This is a genomic window from Hyphomonas sp. L-53-1-40 (assembly GCF_000682775.1).
Lineage (GTDB): Bacteria > Pseudomonadota > Alphaproteobacteria > Caulobacterales > Hyphomonadaceae > Hyphomonas.
The window spans coordinates 395406-411862 of record NZ_AWFI01000012.1; the positions used below are offsets into that span (position 1 = coordinate 395406).

Annotated in this window: 15 protein-coding genes and 1 tRNA gene; 5 read left to right on the forward strand and 11 right to left on the reverse strand. The window is 57.5% G+C overall.

Annotated features, from left to right (window positions below; genetic code table 11):
• The first annotated feature begins 35 nt into the window (after window positions 1-35).
• Window positions 36-404: a helix-turn-helix domain-containing protein gene (locus tag L53_RS16355; protein ID WP_198019763.1), complete on the forward strand. Its 369-nt coding sequence runs from the start codon at window positions 36-38 to the stop codon at window positions 402-404.
• Between the two features lie 12 nt (window positions 405-416).
• Here the strand turns inward: L53_RS16355 and L53_RS07780 are convergent, their stop codons facing one another.
• Together L53_RS07780 and L53_RS07785 are read right to left on the reverse strand one after the other, a co-directional pair.
• Window positions 417-1406: a LysR family transcriptional regulator gene (locus L53_RS07780; protein WP_034813890.1), complete on the reverse strand. Its 990-nt coding sequence runs from the start codon at window positions 1404-1406 to the stop codon at window positions 417-419.
• Between the two features lie 263 nt (window positions 1407-1669).
• A complete protein-coding gene (locus tag L53_RS07785) occupies window positions 1670-2917 on the reverse strand; it encodes a cytochrome P450 (protein ID WP_051607712.1) in 1248 nt (415 codons plus the stop codon).
• A 224-nt stretch (window positions 2918-3141) separates the two neighbouring features.
• On the opposite strand from L53_RS07785, the gene L53_RS07790 reads away from it, so the two are divergent.
• A complete protein-coding gene (locus tag L53_RS07790; RefSeq protein ID WP_051607713.1) occupies window positions 3142-3681 on the forward strand; it encodes a MarR family winged helix-turn-helix transcriptional regulator in 540 nt (179 codons plus the stop codon).
• 28 nt (window positions 3682-3709) lie between these two features.
• On the opposite strand, the gene L53_RS07795 is transcribed toward L53_RS07790, so the two are convergent.
• Window positions 3710-4123, reverse strand: a complete 414-nt coding sequence (locus L53_RS07795; protein ID WP_051607714.1) for a nuclear transport factor 2 family protein — start codon at window positions 4121-4123, stop codon at window positions 3710-3712.
• 27 nt (window positions 4124-4150) lie between these two features.
• On the reverse strand, window positions 4151-6598 hold the full coding sequence (locus L53_RS07800; RefSeq protein ID WP_034813892.1) for a TonB-dependent receptor: 2448 nt from the start codon (window positions 6596-6598) through the stop codon (window positions 4151-4153).
• A gap of 291 nt (window positions 6599-6889) precedes the next feature.
• Between L53_RS07800 and L53_RS07805 the strand changes: the two genes are divergently transcribed.
• Window positions 6890-7753, forward strand: a complete 864-nt coding sequence (locus L53_RS07805) for an enoyl-CoA hydratase-related protein (protein ID WP_051607715.1) — start codon at window positions 6890-6892, stop codon at window positions 7751-7753.
• A 10-nt stretch (window positions 7754-7763) separates the two neighbouring features.
• Here L53_RS07805 and L53_RS07810 read toward each other — a convergent pair whose 3' ends face one another.
• Together L53_RS07810 and L53_RS07820 are read right to left on the reverse strand one after the other, a co-directional pair.
• Window positions 7764-8294: a redoxin domain-containing protein gene (locus L53_RS07810; protein ID WP_034813894.1), complete on the reverse strand. Its 531-nt coding sequence runs from the start codon at window positions 8292-8294 to the stop codon at window positions 7764-7766.
• 357 nt (window positions 8295-8651) lie between these two features.
• Window positions 8652-8727: transfer RNA gene (locus L53_RS07820), tRNA-Thr, on the reverse strand.
• A gap of 241 nt (window positions 8728-8968) precedes the next feature.
• Here L53_RS07820 and L53_RS07825 point away from each other — a divergent pair.
• A complete protein-coding gene (locus tag L53_RS07825; protein ID WP_034813899.1) occupies window positions 8969-9442 on the forward strand; it encodes a hypothetical protein in 474 nt (157 codons plus the stop codon).
• Window positions 9443-9667: 225 nt separating this feature from the next.
• Entirely contained in the window at window positions 9668-11398 is a 1731-nt protein-coding gene (gene metG / locus L53_RS07830) for a methionine--tRNA ligase (RefSeq protein WP_034813900.1), read from the forward strand.
• On the opposite strand, the gene L53_RS07835 is transcribed toward metG, so the two are convergent.
• The 5 genes from L53_RS07835 to L53_RS07855 all read right to left on the reverse strand — a co-directional run bounded on the left by L53_RS07835 (window position 11389) and on the right by L53_RS07855 (window position 16405).
• The gene (locus L53_RS07835) at window positions 11389-12081 is read right to left on the reverse strand and encodes a DUF938 domain-containing protein (protein ID WP_034813902.1); all 693 of its coding nucleotides are present in this window, start codon (window positions 12079-12081) and stop codon (window positions 11389-11391) included. The genes metG and L53_RS07835 overlap by 10 nt on opposite strands.
• Entirely contained in the window at window positions 12078-13088 is a 1011-nt protein-coding gene (locus L53_RS07840; protein ID WP_034813904.1) for an aldo/keto reductase, read from the reverse strand. The genes L53_RS07835 and L53_RS07840 overlap by 4 nt, the downstream gene beginning before the upstream one ends.
• Before the next feature lie 11 nt (window positions 13089-13099).
• A complete protein-coding gene (locus L53_RS07845; protein ID WP_034813907.1) occupies window positions 13100-14842 on the reverse strand; it encodes a class I adenylate-forming enzyme family protein in 1743 nt (580 codons plus the stop codon).
• A 199-nt stretch (window positions 14843-15041) separates the two neighbouring features.
• On the reverse strand, window positions 15042-15695 hold the full coding sequence (locus tag L53_RS07850) for a hypothetical protein (protein ID WP_034813909.1): 654 nt from the start codon (window positions 15693-15695) through the stop codon (window positions 15042-15044).
• A gap of 98 nt (window positions 15696-15793) precedes the next feature.
• Window positions 15794-16405 carry a hypothetical protein gene (locus tag L53_RS07855; RefSeq protein ID WP_156947854.1) on the reverse strand — a complete coding sequence of 204 codons (612 nt, stop codon included), beginning with the start codon at window positions 16403-16405 and terminating at the stop codon, window positions 15794-15796.
• Window positions 16406-16457 lie beyond the last annotated feature (52 nt).

Genomic DNA, 16457 nt, shown 5'->3' on the forward strand with positions numbered 1-16457 from the left:
GGTTACCTCTGATGGATATATGGAGCGAGCAGGTCATGAAGCAATCTACTTCCAGAGCCCCTACGGCAGTCGATCAGATGGTTGGCGAAAAAATCCGAAAACTTCGTCTGGATCGCAACCTGACCCTCGCTGAACTTGGCTCTGAACTCGGCATCAGCCATCAACAGCTTCAAAAGTATGAGACTGGCACCAATCGATTGAGCGCCGGAATGCTTGCCAATGTCGCGGAAGTCCTGCGCGTCTCAATCGCCAGCCTTTTCGAAGACGAGAATGCCGACGATGACAAAAATGCTGATCCGTCCGCAAAGGTTCGCGCCGAATGCCATTCCTGGATCGACCGTACGCCCTCCAAAGAGCGCCTTTCGATGATGGCAAAAGTTTTGCGGGTCATGTCGAGCGATTGATCCCAAAAGGATTTATGTGCCGGCAGCTCTTGGCACCGACGCGCTTTCGTCAAATTCCGCTTCAGCTTCGATCCGCTGCTTTGGGTGATAGAACTCGTCCGTGAACCAGGGCGAGACCTGCTTGTCAAACAGCGACTTGATCCACTCGATCATGAGATTGCCAAGCGGCGACCGCCGCGTCTGCTCCGTATACGCTATCCAGAACTGGATCGGCGCCACTTCCGACATGTCCAGTGCGACGAGATCGGGGTAGACATCTTGATGGTAAGTCGGCAGCAGCGCGATCCCCCCACCTCTCCGGCACAATGTGATCATCGCGCTTGCTGAATTCGTGACAAACGCAAAATCGATCATTTTCTTCAGCTCATGCGCCTTGGGGGCCCATCGCTCAACTTGCTGAACATATGATTCGTGCAGGATGCATCTGTATTGATGATACTCGAACATGCTGGAAGGCTGGCTGGTTTGCGCGTCGAGATACCCTTTGGACGCAAAACCGATGTAATGAAGTGTGCCCAGTTTGTGCGAGATAATTTCCGGGTCCCGCGGTTCGGTAAACTGAATCGAGATATCCGCCTCATCATTGAGCAGGTCTGGCTCCTCTGCCTTGACGTGCATTCGGACTTGCGCCCTTGGATGCGCCGCCTGAAACTCGGCCAGGCGCGGGGCGATCCAGTAGGGTCCGACACCGTCACCTGATCCGATCGTGATCCGGCCTTCGGTGCCATCGGTCTTGCCGATCGCCTTGCTCAGCACTTCATTAGCGGACTCTTCCATCTGCCGCGCATAGCGCAGCACCGTCTTACCAGTCTCCGTCAGCTCCATGCCGCGAGTTGACCGGGTAAACAGTTTGCTGCTCAGGAATTCTTCCAGCTCATCAATCTTGCGACTTACTGTCGGAGGCGACTCCTTCAACCGCGCCGCGGCAGAAGTCATGCTGCCCAATTCGGCAACTACCTTGAAGACACGTAGTTTGTCCCAGTCGATCCGTTGGTTCGTCATACTGATTCCAGAAGCGTGGAAGCTACTTGTTCAATCAACATGTTCGCTAGTCAAACAACTAGCCTGAACACAGATAGCTCCATGAATACTGGGAGGAATACTATCCTCAATACCCAGAAATACAACGGCTTGGCATGAGTCTATACAGATTGTGATCTGAGGTAGCTGGTTCGAAAAGGCCAGACTGCCAGCAGGCATTTCCGAACAGCGGTATCGATTCGTGTCTGTTGGCATCCGATCAATGGTCGCCTGGAATTGACTTGTTACGCGATCAGATTCACGGGGCACGTCTCGAGGCCGTAATTGAGCAGACCGCCTCTTTGGCGCACACGTTCACCTGCTGGTTCCAAGCGGCTGTAGCGGTTGAGCAGGCTGTTGATCATCTGGGCAGCTTCATTGCGAGCAATCCCTGCCCCCATGCAATGATGGATACCATGACCGAATGTGGCCTGCTTGATCATGTTCGGTCGCTTCAGAATAAACTCATCCGGCCTTTCAAAGACAGCCGGGTCCCGATTGGCAGAGGCGTGGAAGATCGCCACCCAATCTCCTTCTCTGATCTGCGCTCCCCCAAGTTCGTAGTCCTGCGTGCATACCCGGTGGAGACGCTGAACCGGCCCGTCCCGGCGCAGGCTTTCTTCGATGAAGGCCCGCACGAGTGAACGATCGGTCCGGAGCGTCGCATACATCTCGGGATCATCGGCCAGCACATCGATCAGATTTCCCAGGAGATAGCCCGTGGTCTCTGCGCCAGCCACGACCAGCGTCAGGCAAAATCGCACCACTTCCTCACGCGTCAGGCGGCTTCCGTTCGACTCAGTCTGGATGAAGGCAGACATCAAGTCGTCGGGAACCGGTTTGCCTGTCTCGATATCGGCGTAGCGCTGGTCGACCGCTGACTGATAGTAATTCCAGAGCTCGACATTGCACTGCTGGCGCTCCGCCAGGGTGAAGTCAGAAGTCACCATGAAGGCATTTGCCCAGCGACGCAAAAGGACATAGTCCTCCTCCGGCGTACCGATCAGTTTGGTCATTACGAGCGCGGGCAAATTCGGCGCAAGGTCTTGCATGAAATCTACCGTCCCGCCGCCGACCATATCGAGCTGCGCTTCAACCGTTGTCTCCATCCATGGCGCCACGTCGCTCATGACCCGTTTGGGCGAAAACGCCATTTGGGCAATCTTGCGAAGCTCCGCATGGCGAGGATCGTCATGATTGACCAGCATCAGGGTCGGCGCTTCGGATTCTTCCTGCATGATATCGCGCGACGAGAAGACATCTGCGCACCGGCAGACTTCCTGGACATCGGCATGCTTCAGCACGACCCACGCGGGATACGGCTTGTCCAAGCCGGGTATGGTGCCCGGCGGATAATCTTCAAGGCCAAACTGAATCGGCTTGTCGCGCATATGTGCGTAATACGGATAAGGGTTCGCCATTACGTCCGGATGATAAAGATCCCGCACGTGAAATTCATCAGGAATGTAAGGCTTGGTGGAGGCTTGTGTCATCTGGTCTTCTCCCGGGTGCAGCGGCCCAGCGCCGTGCTGGCAACCGGCATGATTGTTGAGGGTATGGATCGCGCTCGAATTTGCGTGCGCTGGTTTATTGTGTCCTTAGGACCTTTTTGTTACATGGCGCAGTTCCTTCTTGTCGGGCATTCTGGAGACTCGGTATTTGAAGGGAGATTCGACTTCGCTTATCGGCGAAGGCGCAGCAATGAACCGGAGACTGGATGGACCTTTCGAAGCGCAAGCAATCGAGCAAGGATTTCCTCGACCTGTTTTTCCCGATCCACTATCTGGTCGGAATGCAGATTGAGGACGCCCTCAAATGCGGCGTGCTGACACGCCAGCAAGCCTGTCTCCTCTGGACCATCCATACGCGTGGCACTGATGGGAAGAAGATGCGTCGCAAGGACATCGCGCATGCGCTGGCGTCTTGGTACGAAGTAACGAGTTCGGCGATCTCGAAATCCCTCCGTGCGCTGTCCAAGCCGCCCCTCAACCTGATCACAATGGTCGAAGACCCCGAAAACGGACGCGAGAAGTTTGTCGTGTTGACGCCCCGCGGCGTTCAGTTTGTCGAAAGCATGATGCGCAACGGAACCGCCTTTGTGGAAACAATGGTCGAACGTCTCAGCGATGATGAAATCAGGTCCGGGATTCACTTCCTGGCCAGAGTAACCGAAATCCATCATGAGCTGGCCTCCGAGGCTGCCGCGAAGCAGAAACCGAAGCGCAACAGCGCGACAAAGCCCAAAGAGTTGAGCTGATAATCGAGGGCGGGACGCGCGTTCATTCCTAGCGTTCCGGCGTCGTCAGGTCGAACGCGACATGCACAGCCTGAGCGCTATCCTGAAAATCCCGGAAGCGGATGACCTGTCCATCCCGAATGGTAAGGATGTGCGCATAATCGGCCGCGTAAAGGCGCCCCGTTGCCTTCAGCACCATGCGTAGATGCCCGGTCACCGCCACCTTGTCGCGTTCCGCTATGAACTCGTCCTGACGAAACGTCTCGATGTCTACATCATTGCCAACATGGCCGAAAAAGATCTTGCACTTCTCCTTGCCGCGAAAAATTCCTGCAAAGGGGATGACGCTCGGACCGTAGAATTCGATCGTACAATCCTCGGCCATGACTCCGAACAATTTGTCGAAGTCACCTTCATGCACGCCGGCATACCAGGTCTGGGCGGTTTCCAATGGGGTCATCATCTTGTGAGGTTTCCTCTGGCTGAGCCTCTAGAACTGGGTGGAGAGTTCGATTCCGAACGTACGCGGCGCACCGAGGGAACCGACGAATTCGGCACCATAGGTTGTGCCCGTAAGAATCTGGTTGGTGAAATAGGTCTCGTCTGTCAGGTTTTCCCCAAACAACGCGACCTTGTATTGTCCGTGTCCCGGCGCATATGTCGCCCGCGTGCGCAGGACACCATAGCTATCCTGTGACGCCGCATTGATATTGAACACGGTAAAGAAGACCTGATCCTGCCAGGCATAGTCCGCCCGAAGGGTCAGATCGCCGCCAAATGCCGCAAAGTCTGCCTGAGCGCCGATATTCATTTTCCATTCCGGAGCCCGAGGCAGCCTCAAACCATCAAGATTGCGCAGAGTTGATCCCGGCTCATCCGTCAGCGGTGCGGGACGCAAGGGTTCAGTCAGCTCGCCTTCGGTAAAAACCGCGTCGAGATAGGTTACCGACCCGTCGAGTTGAAACACATTACCGAGCAAGGCCGCAAACTCGACTTCAGCCCCTCTGACTTCCGCCTTGCCGACGTTCCGGATGATGGGCTGGTTGGCGATCGAGTCCTGTGCCTGCAGGTTTGTGTAATCATATATGAATGTCGCCGCGTTGAGACGCAGTCGCTTGTCGAGCAGTCCAGCTTTGACGCCGGCTTCATAGGCCCAGATTTCCTCAGGCTCGTATGGGGTTCGCTGGCTGGATCCAATATTGTATCCGCCACTCTTGAAGCCACGCTGGGCGCTCGCATAAAGAAGCAGGTCATCCGCAGCCGTCCATTCAAGGGCGAATTTCGGCGTGGTCGCATCAAAGGTCGCAGGGCCCTCGACTGGTGCAACCACGAACCCAAACGGGTCTGGCTGGACACCATCACGGCTTTCACTAACGGCGTTGGGGAAAAACAGAACTTCCGGTGCAAACCTAACAAGAGACCCGCCCGGTGCTGACGGGAGAAAGGCGAGGTCGAAATTCTGGAAGCCGTCACGCTCTTCCTCAGAATAGCGCAGACCGGCCTTCAATGTCAGCCTGTCGGTCAGATCGAAACTCGTATCAATGAAGATATTGTATGCTTCGGTTTCCTGACGCCCGTTCAGGTGCAGCTCGCAACATAGCGTGCTTTCCGGAATGCTGACCGGAAAGGGTGGCAGGACACCCGCAGTCTGCAGATCAAGCAGGCCTTGCGTAAGGATCGGCTCCCAGAAGTCGCCAAAGATGTTGTTCTGGATATCATTCTCTTCAGAAAAGTATCCGCCCCCGGCAATCCAGCTGAAACGTCCTCCGGACGGGGAGGATAGCTGGAAATCGGCGTTCCATTGCTCATGATCTTCGGCGCGATGGATGTAGGTATTGAACTTGTCTCCGAGATCAAACGAGTTCTGGAAGTCAGGATTTGAATTCTTGTAGCCGGTGATGACCTGAACATCATAGTCGCCGAGGGCCCAGTCGAGCCGCCCTGTGAGACCCCACACGCTTGTTTCGTTGAAATAGTCGACTGCCGAAAAGATGTCGCGAGAGGCGGGTGCCGAGATACGGCCACTATTCTTGATGCCGAAATAGGGCAGCGTCTGGGAGCCCTCGCGAGTCCCGAGCCAGCCCGGCACTTCATCCTGGTACCCCAGGCTCGCAAAATGGAAGACGTTGGCGCGATCGTCCGCTTCGTAATAGTCCCCCGTCAGGGTGAGCATGGCGGTGGGCGTCAAATCGACCTCCACCGTGGCGCGGGCGGTGATGTCGTGCTTGTCCTCCGCATCGAATGTGCGATCGGGCTGGGATGCGGGGAGTGACCCACGTGGCAGATGAACCGCCGTGTACCCGGCGCGATCCTCCTTCTGGACCGCCAGACGGGCCCGCACACGGTCATTGAGAGGGCCGCTCAGGGCGGCGAATGCGTGCGTGCGATCATAATTGCCAAGGATCAGTCGCGCTTCGCCGACGAATTCATCGGTGGGGCGCTTTGTGATGATGTTGACGGCGCCACCGGTGGCGTTGCGCCCGTAGAGGGTTCCCTGTGGACCGCGCAAGACTTCCACGCGCTCTATGTCAAAGAAACCAGGACCAATTGCAGCCGCGCGCGACAAATAGACTCCGTCCAGATAGGTCGCCGTGGAACTGTCGGCACCGGCCACGATGACCGGCGTACCGATGCCACGAATAAAAATGGACGTGTCTCCCTGATAGTTGGAAACGTGAAGTCCCGGAACCATGTCTGCGACATCTTCGACGGACTGGACCGACCGGTCGAGCAATGCCTCGCTGTCGAGCGCCGAAACCGAAGCTCCCGTACTCTGAATATTTTCCTCTCGCCGCGTGGCCGTAACCGTGACCGTACTCAGAGTACGGGACTCCATCTCAGGCTCAGCCTCGCCTGAGACATCCTGCGCGGCGGCCGACTGCATGACCATGGCAAAAGCGCACACCGAAACGGTGGCGCCAAGAGCGCGTTTCAACATTGTTCCCTCCCTTACCCCCGCGGTGCGAGGGTTCTTTTTGTTATACCGCAAGATGTCCCTCGTTGATTGTTTCCGTCAAGACCCTTTTTGAAACCAAGATCACTCACCTTCACAAAATCGCGCGCCTGTGCATCACTCCGCCTCAACACCCCTCAATTTACTACGTTGTTTTAATTTTATTTTTCTATTGCGCATGCACCAGAGCAATTCCGGGCACCGAATCATTGTCAAAACTCGCACATTGAATAAAAGGGTCCTCAAGACCTCTTTTGCATGTAAAGGACCTGAAATATGCCTGGATATACGATCGGACTGGACGCAGGAATCGCCCACCTCATATTGGAGCGCCCCCAGTCAGGGAATGCGTTGGGCGCCGGATTCTGGAATGGACTAGCACCCGATATCTCCGCGCTCGATCGCAGTGGGGAAGTACGCGCCATGGTTCTGTCAACAGGCGGACGAAATTTCTGCGCAGGAATGGATCTCGTTGAATTTGCAGGCGGTATCCCCGAGCCTGACTCACCCGGCGCCCGCGAGAGTTTCTACCATCTCGCTCTTTCCTTGCAGGAGACTTTCTCTTGCCTGGAGCGCGCACGCTTCCCCGTTTTTGCGGCAATACAGGGCGCTTGCCTCGGCGCCGGTCTGGAGCTGGCCGCAGCATGCGATCTCAGATACGCGACCCGCGACTCTTATTTCCGGATTGAGGAAATCAATACAGGTATCATGGCGGATGTCGGGGCATTGCAGCGCCTGCCGAAAATCCTGCCTGAGCCGGTTGTAAAAGAGATGGCATTTTTGGGCGAGACACTGCATGCGGACGAAGCGGCCCAGCATGGCTTTGTGACCCGCCTTGCGGATACGCCGGATGCGGCGATCAAACTGGCCATGGCCGCCGCAGATCAGGTGTGCAGGAAGGCACCTGTCGCCATCGCAGGGACAAAAGCCGCCTTGCGATGGGCACGTGACCATTCTGTTGCGGATTCCCTGGAATGGTCTGCCCGTACGCAGTCGGCATTGTGGAGCACGCATGATATTTCCGCCGCCCTTCGTGCCAGAAAAGCGCGCACTGATCCGTTATTTGAACCACTCCTGGCCAAGCCGGTGATGGGAGGATCAACATCCAGTCCAAGGGGCGGCGACCCGCAACCTGACTGAATGCTAATCCTTATCCAGTGTGAGTGCCTCGTACCGGATAATCCTTCTCGCGAATAAAGGTAAGGCCATCCAGCAAGCCCTTCAGCGCAGGACGCGCAAAGGGGGCATTCGATATGTCAACGATCTGCAACTTGCAATCATCCCTCACAACGAATGTTGCCGGTTCTGCAAAGGGGCGGTCAGTTTCCTCCGGGCTCCGGGGGTCGGATACGAACAGGCCCAACTCTGCCATCTGCGCGGTGCTGAGACCATAACCGATCGTGCCCATGTAGCCGATATCGCTGGCAGAGGCTTTCGCCTTTTCTTCCGGATCAGCAGAAACCGCGACGACATCAACGTCGATCGCAGCAAAATCATCGAGCATGCCATTCAGCTCTGTCAGATAAGTCTTGCAGATGGGACAATGCTTTCCGCGATAGACAATGATCAGCTTCCAGTTCCCGCGCTCCCGGTTGGGGACGCCGAGCTTGGTGTCACCCCCACCCAGTGTGGCAACCTCGATGTCAGGAAACGATGCGGCGGGTGTCAGAGTATTGGGCATGAACTGTATCCTATGATTATCTGCGGGCAGTAACACTAGCTCACAACTGGACCGCTTGTTCCGCTTCACGCGCGATGAAACACAGATTTGAGCCGCGCACACATCTCGCAAGGTATCTGGAATTGCGCAATGAACTTCCCAAATCCAAAGCAACCGAGCAGGCGCCGGAACTGGAATGACGGTCCGGCCTCCTTGTTCCGGTCACTAAAAAGAGAGGGCCGGTGTTTGAAGTTGATGCCCGTGTCGGATAGTCCAGCCTCACGCAGGCGACCAGCGCGATCAATCTCATTTTTACCGGTTGCGGGCCAATTCCACATCGCATTTCCCGCAAAACAGGTGATAGACCCTTGTTTTTGCTGGTGCCGGCTGAGGGACTCGAACCCCCGACCCTCTGATTACAAATCAGATGCTCTACCAGCTGAGCTAAGCCGGCCACGCTGGAATGGGTGTCACTACTTCGATCAGCGCGGCGGCGCAAGCGGGTGTTCCAGTCAAATTGTTATCAGTTCGCTCCGGAGCCGATTTCTTTCAAATTCCCCAACTCTGCCCCATTCGCCCTGATGGCCGCATATTTCCGCCTCAAAGGGCGTCTATCCCATCCTTCATGAGACCACACACCAAGATGTGGCGTTGATGGGTGTCAGACGACACGGGAGCCTGAAGGAATACTGGAAATGAAACGCGCACAGATACTGGCCGGCTTCAGCATCGCCGCAATCGCCTTGGCATTCCCTGCCATGTCGGACGCCCCGAAGGCTCCGCCCCTTGAGCCTGTTCATGTTCCTTACGAAAAGACCTGCCAGGATACTCGAATCACCGTCTATTTCTCAAAGCAGGAATCAGTCCTTTCCTCTTATGCGGTTCGCTCGCTCAACACGGCTGGCGACCAGCTTGCCGGATGCGCCGTATCGGACATCGAGGCTAGTGTCGTATCAGCCGATGCTAACGACGACATGGCAGCCACCAGCCTGTCTGAAGCTCGCGCCGCCGTGGTGCTTGAAGCCCTGAACGCGCGGGGTATCCGTGCGCGTGACATTCGCACGGCCTTTGTGTCGGCCGCTGAAGCCAACCCGTCAGATGCCCTCACATTCCCTATGGCGCGCCGCGTCGATCTTACCGTGACGGCCGCCACCGGCTACGGCCTGTAGGCCTACAAATTTTCCTCCCGGAAAGTCCAGGATTCCTCACCGCGTCCTGGAACCCCTCGCCCCGAGCGCCTTGCAGCGTGTTCGGGGCGTTCTTTTTGACGGACTGCCCTGTTATTTAAGGCGTCACAATTCTTTCCTTTCCGGCGCGCATCGCTAAAAGGTGCAGGGCAACCGGGCACACGGCCCGGCCTGCCCGCAACGCTATTTGGGAAAGACCGCATCTCCATGACGCAAACCCGGCGCATTCTCGTTACGTCCGCCCTGCCTTATATCAACGGCATCAAGCATCTCGGTAATCTGGCAGGCTCCATGCTGCCGGCGGATGTATATTCCCGCGTGATGCGACTGATGGGCCATGACGTGACCTATATCTGCGCCACAGACGAGCATGGCACGCCAGCTGAACTGGCCGCCCAGGCCGCCGAGATGAGCGTCCAGGCCTATTGCGACGAGCAGTACGAGATACAGCGCGCCGCAGGCGAGGGTTTCAACCTGTCCTATGACTGGTTTGGACGCTCCTCCCGCCCTGCCAACAGCGCACTTACCCAGCATTTCGCGCAAGTTCTGGAACAGAACGGACTGATCGAAGAGCGTACATCCAAACAGGTCTATTCTGTCGATGATGGCCGCTTCCTGCCCGACCGCTACGTCGAGGGCACATGCCCGACCTGTGGCTTCGAAAAGGCGCGCGGCGACCAGTGCGACAATTGCGGACGGCTCCTGGACCCGGTCGACCTGATTGACCCGTATTCCTCGGTCTCCGGCAGCAAGAATATCGAAATCCGCGACACCAACCATCTCTACCTGCTGCAGACGCAGATGCAGGACAAGATTCGCGACTGGGTGAACAGCAAGGGCGCCCAATGGCCTGGCCTTGCCGTTTCCATCGCCAACAAATGGCTGGATGAGGGCCTGATCGCCCGCGCCATCACGCGCGATCTGAGCTGGGGCGTGCCGGTGCTGGACGCCGATGGCAATCCGCGTCCGGGCTATGAAGACAAGGTCTTCTATGTCTGGTTCGACGCGCCTATCGAATACATCGCGGCTACGCAGGAATGGGCCGAAGCGACCGGGAATGATTGGGAAGCCCTCTGGCGTACCGACAAGGGCGCCGACGAAACTGAGTACGTCCAATTCATGGGCAAGGACAATGTCGCCTTCCACACGGTCAGCTTCCCCGTGACGCTGCTCGGCTCCGGAGAACCATGGAAGACGGTCGACAAGCTGAAGGCCTTCAATTGGGTCACTTGGTATGGCGGCAAGTTCTCGACGTCGAACAAGCGCGGCGTCTTCATGGACCAGGCGCTGGAATTGCTGCCAGCCGATTACTGGCGGTGGTATCTGATCGCCAATGCCCCAGAAGGCTCGGATGCTGCCTTCACCTGGGAAGGATTCCAGTCTGCGGTGAATTCCGACCTCGCCAACGTACTCGGTAATTTCGTCAACCGGATCACCAAGTACACGGTGTCGAAGTTCGACGGCATGGTTCCGGAGACGGGCGAGGCCGGCGACGCCGAAGCGTGGATGACGGCGGAGCTGCAGGAGCGCCTGCCACGTCTGATCGAGCATTATGAGGCGATGGAGTTCCGCAAGGCCGCAGCCGAGACCCGCGCAATCTGGGCCGCCGGCAATGAGTATCTTACCAAGGCCGAGCCATGGGTGAAGTACAAGTCAGATGTGGACGCGGCTGCTGTCGGCGTACGCACGGGCCTGAACCTAGCGGCCCTGTTTGGCATTCTCGCGCTGCCGATCATTCCCGACGCGGGCAAGAAAATCCTCGATGCGCTCGGTATTCCTGACGAGCATTGGAGCTTCAGGTTCCGCGACATTCCCGGCCTGCTGAACGCCCTGCCGCCGGGCATGGAGATTTCTCCGCCAGACGTCTTGTTCCAGAAGATCGAAGACAGCCAGGTCGAAGAATGGACAGAGCGTTTCGGCGGAAGTGATCAGGCCTGACGCTCGAATATGACGCTCAGATTGTTGGCCGGCATATCGATGATTTTCGCGACAGACAGGCCGACTTCTTCGGCCAGCGGGATGATCTGACGATCCAGATCACGGACTCCCCAAGTGGAGTCTCGCGATTGCAGGCTCTCGGTGAATGCCGCGTTGGATGGCGCGATCTCACCATTGCGCGCGAAGGGTCCGTACAGGAACAGCTTGCCACCCGGCTTCAACAGCCTACCTGCGCCAGCTATGAGCCCAAGTGCGGCCTCGAAAGGCGCAATATGAATCATGTTGATTGAGACTATGGCATCCCAATAGCCGGGTCGTTCCACTTCTCCCCACAGCCCCTCGGAAGCGTCCACGACGACAGGCCCCGCCAGTCGATCATGCGAACTGGCGTTCCCCCAGGCCTTCTGGCTGGCGCGGCTTTCCGCATCAATGTCGGAATAAGTCCAGTAGAGCTCGCCAAGCGCCCGGGTCAGGTGAGCCCCATGCTCGCCAGTGCCGGAAGCGATCTCGAGAACGTGCCCGCCTTTACAGACATGTTCGCGAAACACGCTGAGGATCGGGTCACGATTGCGCGCAACAGATGGCGAGTAACGCCGACCATCCCCCTCGGTGCCCCGCACCTCTAGAGCGACTGGCTTGCCACTTTCAGACTTTGGGTAGGCCCCATCAGACCCATTTGTCATTGGGTCTGCTCGAAGGGATACATCTCCGTGGTTACGACCGCCTGCCCCAAACTGTTGTAGCGTGGGCCAACGGCTTTCTCCGGCAAGAAGAATGCATCCAGCCGCGCAACCATATCTTTCGACAATTGGACGCTGCCTGCCTGCCAGTTCTCTTCAAGATGAGCGAGACTGGTGGTACCCGGGATCGGGAGAATATTATCTCCCTTGGCAAGCGTCCAGGCGAGCGCCAATTGTGCCACTGAACAGTCCACTTCTTTAGCGCAGGCCCGCGCCTCGTCCAACAGGGGCAGGTTCCGGGCATAGTTTTCTGGCGTGAAGCGTGGAAAGATGGATCCACGCAAATCCGACTCATGGAATTTCGCCGGATCCACCGGCGGATCGGCAAGAAAGCCGCGTCCCACGGGCGAGAAGGCCACGAGCGCCACACCCAGCTCTTCACACGCCGCCTTGATGGCGATTTCCGGGTTGCGAACCCAGAGAGAGTACTCGCTCTGCATTGCCGCAATCGGATGCACGGCGTTCGCGCGGCGCAAATCGGCTTCGCCCATTTCCGACAAGCCGATCATGCGGATTTTGCCTTCTTGTACGAGGTCCGCCAATGCGCCAACCGAGTCCTCAATCGGCACGTTCGGATCCGGGCGGTGCATGTAGTAGAGATCGATCACATCTGTTTGCAGGCGCTTCAGGCTGGCCTCGCAGGCGGCCTTGATGCTTTCTGGCCGCGCGTCCAGCGTCCGCTGGCCACCATCAAACCCCAACACACATTTACTGGCGAGGAAATAGCTGTTCCTTCTATCCTTCAGCGCCTGCCCGATCAGCTCCTCGCTGCGCCCGAAGCCGTAGAGCGTTGCCGTGTCGAGAAAGTCGTAGCCGAGGTCCAGCGCGCGCACGAGCAAGCCCTTGGCTTCCGCCTCATCCATCGGCGGGCCATACGCATGCGTAATGTTCATGCAGCCGAGGCCAACCGGGTAAACCTCCCGGTCTCCAATACGTCGTTTTGCAGTCATGGTGTGGGTCCCTATGAGACGAACTGTTCCCGCAGGACGGGCTTGAGGATCTTGCCGTTTGCGTTGCGCGGCAGGGGTTCGGTCATGAAGAGAATCTTCACGGGCACCTTGAACGCGGCCAGGTGGCTGGCGGCATGCGCTCTCAATTCGTCTTCGGTGACATGCATGCCGGGTTTCAGCTGCACGACAGCGCCGACTTCCTCACCGAGAATCTTGTGTGGGATACCCACGACCGCCGCGTCCATCACAGCCGGGTGCTCATAAAGGGCATTCTCGACTTCGATACAGTAGACGTTCTCACCACCGCGGATCAGCATGTCCTTGGCCCGGTCAACGAGATAGAGGAAGCCCTCTTCATCCAGACGCGCAAGATCGCCGGTCACGACCCAGCCGTCGCGAAAGGTTTCGGCAGTCGCTTCCGGTCGGTTCCAATAGGCCTTGCAGTTCATCGCGCCCTTGCACCAGAGTTCACCAACTTCGCCCTGTGGCACAGGATTTCCATCAGGATCGCAGATTTTCAGCTCAACGGCTTTGGGCGGCGCCCCGGCACTGCCCGGACGGTTCACATAGTCTTCGCCGATGTTCAGCGTTGCCGTGGCACACGTTTCCGTCATGCCCCAGCCATTGCCAGGGGCCGCATCCGGAAAGCGCTTCTTGATGGTCGAGACAAGCTCCGGCGCCGACGGTGCGCCACCATAGGAAATAGCGGCGATAGAGGACAAATCATATTTGTCCCTGTCCGGATGTTCAAGCAATTGCCAGGCAATGGCAGGGACACCCCCGACAGCCGTAACCTTCTCTTCCTCGATGATCGGCAGGGCCTTGCCCGCATCCCACTTGTACATGGAGACAATCTTGTCGCCGCGCAGCAGGGACGGGATCAGGATCGCAAAAGCCCCTGTGGCATGGAAAAACGGAATCGCCAGCAAGGTCGCGCGCTGTTCGTTTGGATCGGGCTCAGGTACAGGTTCGCCCTTGCGCAGGAACATACGGGCCTGACACGTCATGGAATTGAACATGTTGGAAACGACCGCGCGATGGGTGGCCAATGCGCCCTTTGGTTTCCCGGTCGTTCCCGACGTGTACATGATCGTTGCGTTGTCTTCAGGCTCCAGATCAATAGCTGGCCACGACACTTCTGGCAGATTGGCCCATTCATTGGCCCCGCCTATATATGTTTCCATCCGGGACACGCGCGGGTCGCCATACTCACCTTCTGGGTCGCGCGCGATGATGACGTTTTTCAGGTCCGGCAACTTTTCCCATTCCGTCCTGACACGCTCATAGATTTGTGGATCAACGAAAGCGATCTTCACGCCAGCGAACGACAGACCGTATTCCAGTTCCTCACTGGTCCACCAGGAATTCATGGGCGTGGCGATGGCGCCAAGCATGGAGGCGGCGAAGAAGGCGACGGGCCATTGCGGATAGTTACGCATGATGATGGCGACGCGGTCACCCTTCTCGATACCATATTTGTCACGCATGACGGCGGCGAGTTTAACGACGGCTCGGGCAAGGGCGTCAAATGTCACGCGCTCATCTTCATACACAATGAAGTCACGGTTGGTGTATTGCATGCTGGCGAGTTGAAGTACCAGTGGAATGGTCGGCGGCGCATTCTTGTAGATCTTCATTTCGACGCCATTGATGACAGCGTCCATGAGCTCTAGCGGGGAACCTTCGGCCGCGAGCATCTCATTCGCCTGAGCGATGGACATGGCGGGCCAGTTTGGCAAAGTGTCTGCGGGCATGGGTTTCCTCTGGATGTGTGTTTTGTCCACACAATCACGCCGCCCCAAAGTATTGAAGGAAAAATTGACCGTTCATCCGACAATTTTTCGAGAGCGGGAGCAAAATCATGTTCCAAAGCGCAGTACGCCGCCAACACGCCCGTTCCGAAATAGAAACAGTCGTATCGACGGCGAAAAGTTCTGGATCGATTAAGAGCGGTTACTTGCCGAAATCGCAGAAACGCAGCGCGTGGTTGGTGCCATCCGGCTCGACAGCATCGTAGCTGCGTCCGGTCAGCTCATCGCCCTCACAGAGATAGCCGATCTGGTACATGGCGATCAGTGTCTCATTGTCCGGCGTCAGGTCGCTGGCAATCATGAGATCGATAGCATCCTCATGGCGGCCCAGTTGCATCAGTATATCGAACTTTTGCTGGCGAGTGGTTTCGGGCTGGTTCAACACCGTCATCAGCGAATCTGCCTTGCCACGCGCCGTCGCGAGCGCAGGCACTGCCTTCGCAGACACCGCTGTATCGTCGAGCGTGTTCACGACTTCGTCGAAATCCTCGATCGCGCCCATCACATCATAGCCTGACTGGCTGGCACGCAGCTCGCCGCGGCGCATGAGCGTCTTGGCAAGTTGCTCGCGGGACAGTTCCGGATCGCCTGAAAGCTGGGTCAGGCGGTCGATGGCGGTCTGAGTGTTGCCAGCCTCCTCCAGACCCTCAACCGTGGTCATCGCCAGCGCGTAGCTGGACATGGTTTCAGTCATTGGTGCGACTGTGGCACCCGTTGCCTCGGTCGAGCCGGACGTGGAAGAACAAGCTGCAAGTGCCAGAGCGGAAGCAGCAGCGATTAGGCCGGAACGAATCATGGGACATCTCCATCAGGGAACAGAAGAAATTCAGTGCCTAGTCGTAGTCGCTCAAGGCGTGCGCTGACAGGGCGGTAATGTGGATTTTATGTGACCTTTCAACTGGTCAGGTCTGCACACCATTCCAGCCCGGTGAGATCATCCCGGTCTTCACCGAACTCGTGCAAGCGGACATCCGACTCGCCTGCCTCACAGATATAGCCTGCGGCGACCAGTGTTTCGACCTGCTCAGGGGTCGGCGGCAAGCCGGAGGAGCGATAGCGCGCAACGGCCTCTTCATGGCCGCCCAAAGTCCATGTTCCGTCAAACCACTGAGCGAGCGTAAGGAACCGGTTCATCGACACCTTGATTTGCTCTACATCGGTGCGGACATAATCGAGTTCCGTTCGCGCATTCGCCGCAAGGGCGTGATCCGGCGCGATCTTCAACAGGGCTTCGAAATCTTCAATCGCGCCCAGCCGGTTGTCTGCCGCCTGTCGGCGCAAGCTGCCCCGATGATACAGGGCCTGGACGCGTTGCTCGGTCGTCAACGAGTTGCGAGCGAGCAATTCGCTTAACATCGCGTCGGCGTCGTACGGGTTAGAATCCGCCAAAGCCTGCGCAATGACCGTTTCTGGTGGCGGCCCGGTATCGGCTGCCTCAGGCGCGGTGGCGCAAGCAGCCAGCAATAGCGCGGCACTGATCGAAGTATAGAATGGAAAACGTCTCATGCGCGGCACATAAGACCGGTTCGCCGTGCGCCGCAAATTGCTTTTCAGATAG

Coding starts and splice junctions, on each gene's coding strand:
- L53_RS07795 (WP_051607714.1), bottom strand. CDS start 4,123: ATGATGACCCCATTGGAAACCGCCCAGACCTGGTATGCCGGCGTGCAT.
- L53_RS16355 (WP_198019763.1), top strand. CDS start 36: ATGAAGCAATCTACTTCCAGAGCCCCTACGGCAGTCGATCAGATGGTT.
- L53_RS07855 (WP_156947854.1), bottom strand. CDS start 16,405: ATGAGACGTTTTCCATTCTATACTTCGATCAGTGCCGCGCTATTGCTG.
- L53_RS07845 (WP_034813907.1), bottom strand. CDS start 14,842: ATGCCCGCAGACACTTTGCCAAACTGGCCCGCCATGTCCATCGCTCAG.
- L53_RS07780 (WP_034813890.1), bottom strand. CDS start 1,406: ATGACGAACCAACGGATCGACTGGGACAAACTACGTGTCTTCAAGGTA.
- L53_RS07805 (WP_051607715.1), top strand. CDS start 6,890: ATGCCTGGATATACGATCGGACTGGACGCAGGAATCGCCCACCTCATA.
- L53_RS07850 (WP_034813909.1), bottom strand. CDS start 15,695: ATGATTCGTTCCGGCCTAATCGCTGCTGCTTCCGCTCTGGCACTTGCA.
- L53_RS07840 (WP_034813904.1), bottom strand. CDS start 13,088: ATGACTGCAAAACGACGTATTGGAGACCGGGAGGTTTACCCGGTTGGC.
- L53_RS07835 (WP_034813902.1), bottom strand. CDS start 12,081: ATGACAAATGGGTCTGATGGGGCCTACCCAAAGTCTGAAAGTGGCAAG.
- L53_RS07790 (WP_051607713.1), top strand. CDS start 3,142: ATGGACCTTTCGAAGCGCAAGCAATCGAGCAAGGATTTCCTCGACCTG.
- L53_RS07800 (WP_034813892.1), bottom strand. CDS start 6,598: ATGTTGAAACGCGCTCTTGGCGCCACCGTTTCGGTGTGCGCTTTTGCC.
- L53_RS07785 (WP_051607712.1), bottom strand. CDS start 2,917: ATGACACAAGCCTCCACCAAGCCTTACATTCCTGATGAATTTCACGTG.
- metG (WP_034813900.1), top strand. CDS start 9,668: ATGACGCAAACCCGGCGCATTCTCGTTACGTCCGCCCTGCCTTATATC.
- L53_RS07810 (WP_034813894.1), bottom strand. CDS start 8,294: ATGCCCAATACTCTGACACCCGCCGCATCGTTTCCTGACATCGAGGTT.
- L53_RS07825 (WP_034813899.1), top strand. CDS start 8,969: ATGAAACGCGCACAGATACTGGCCGGCTTCAGCATCGCCGCAATCGCC.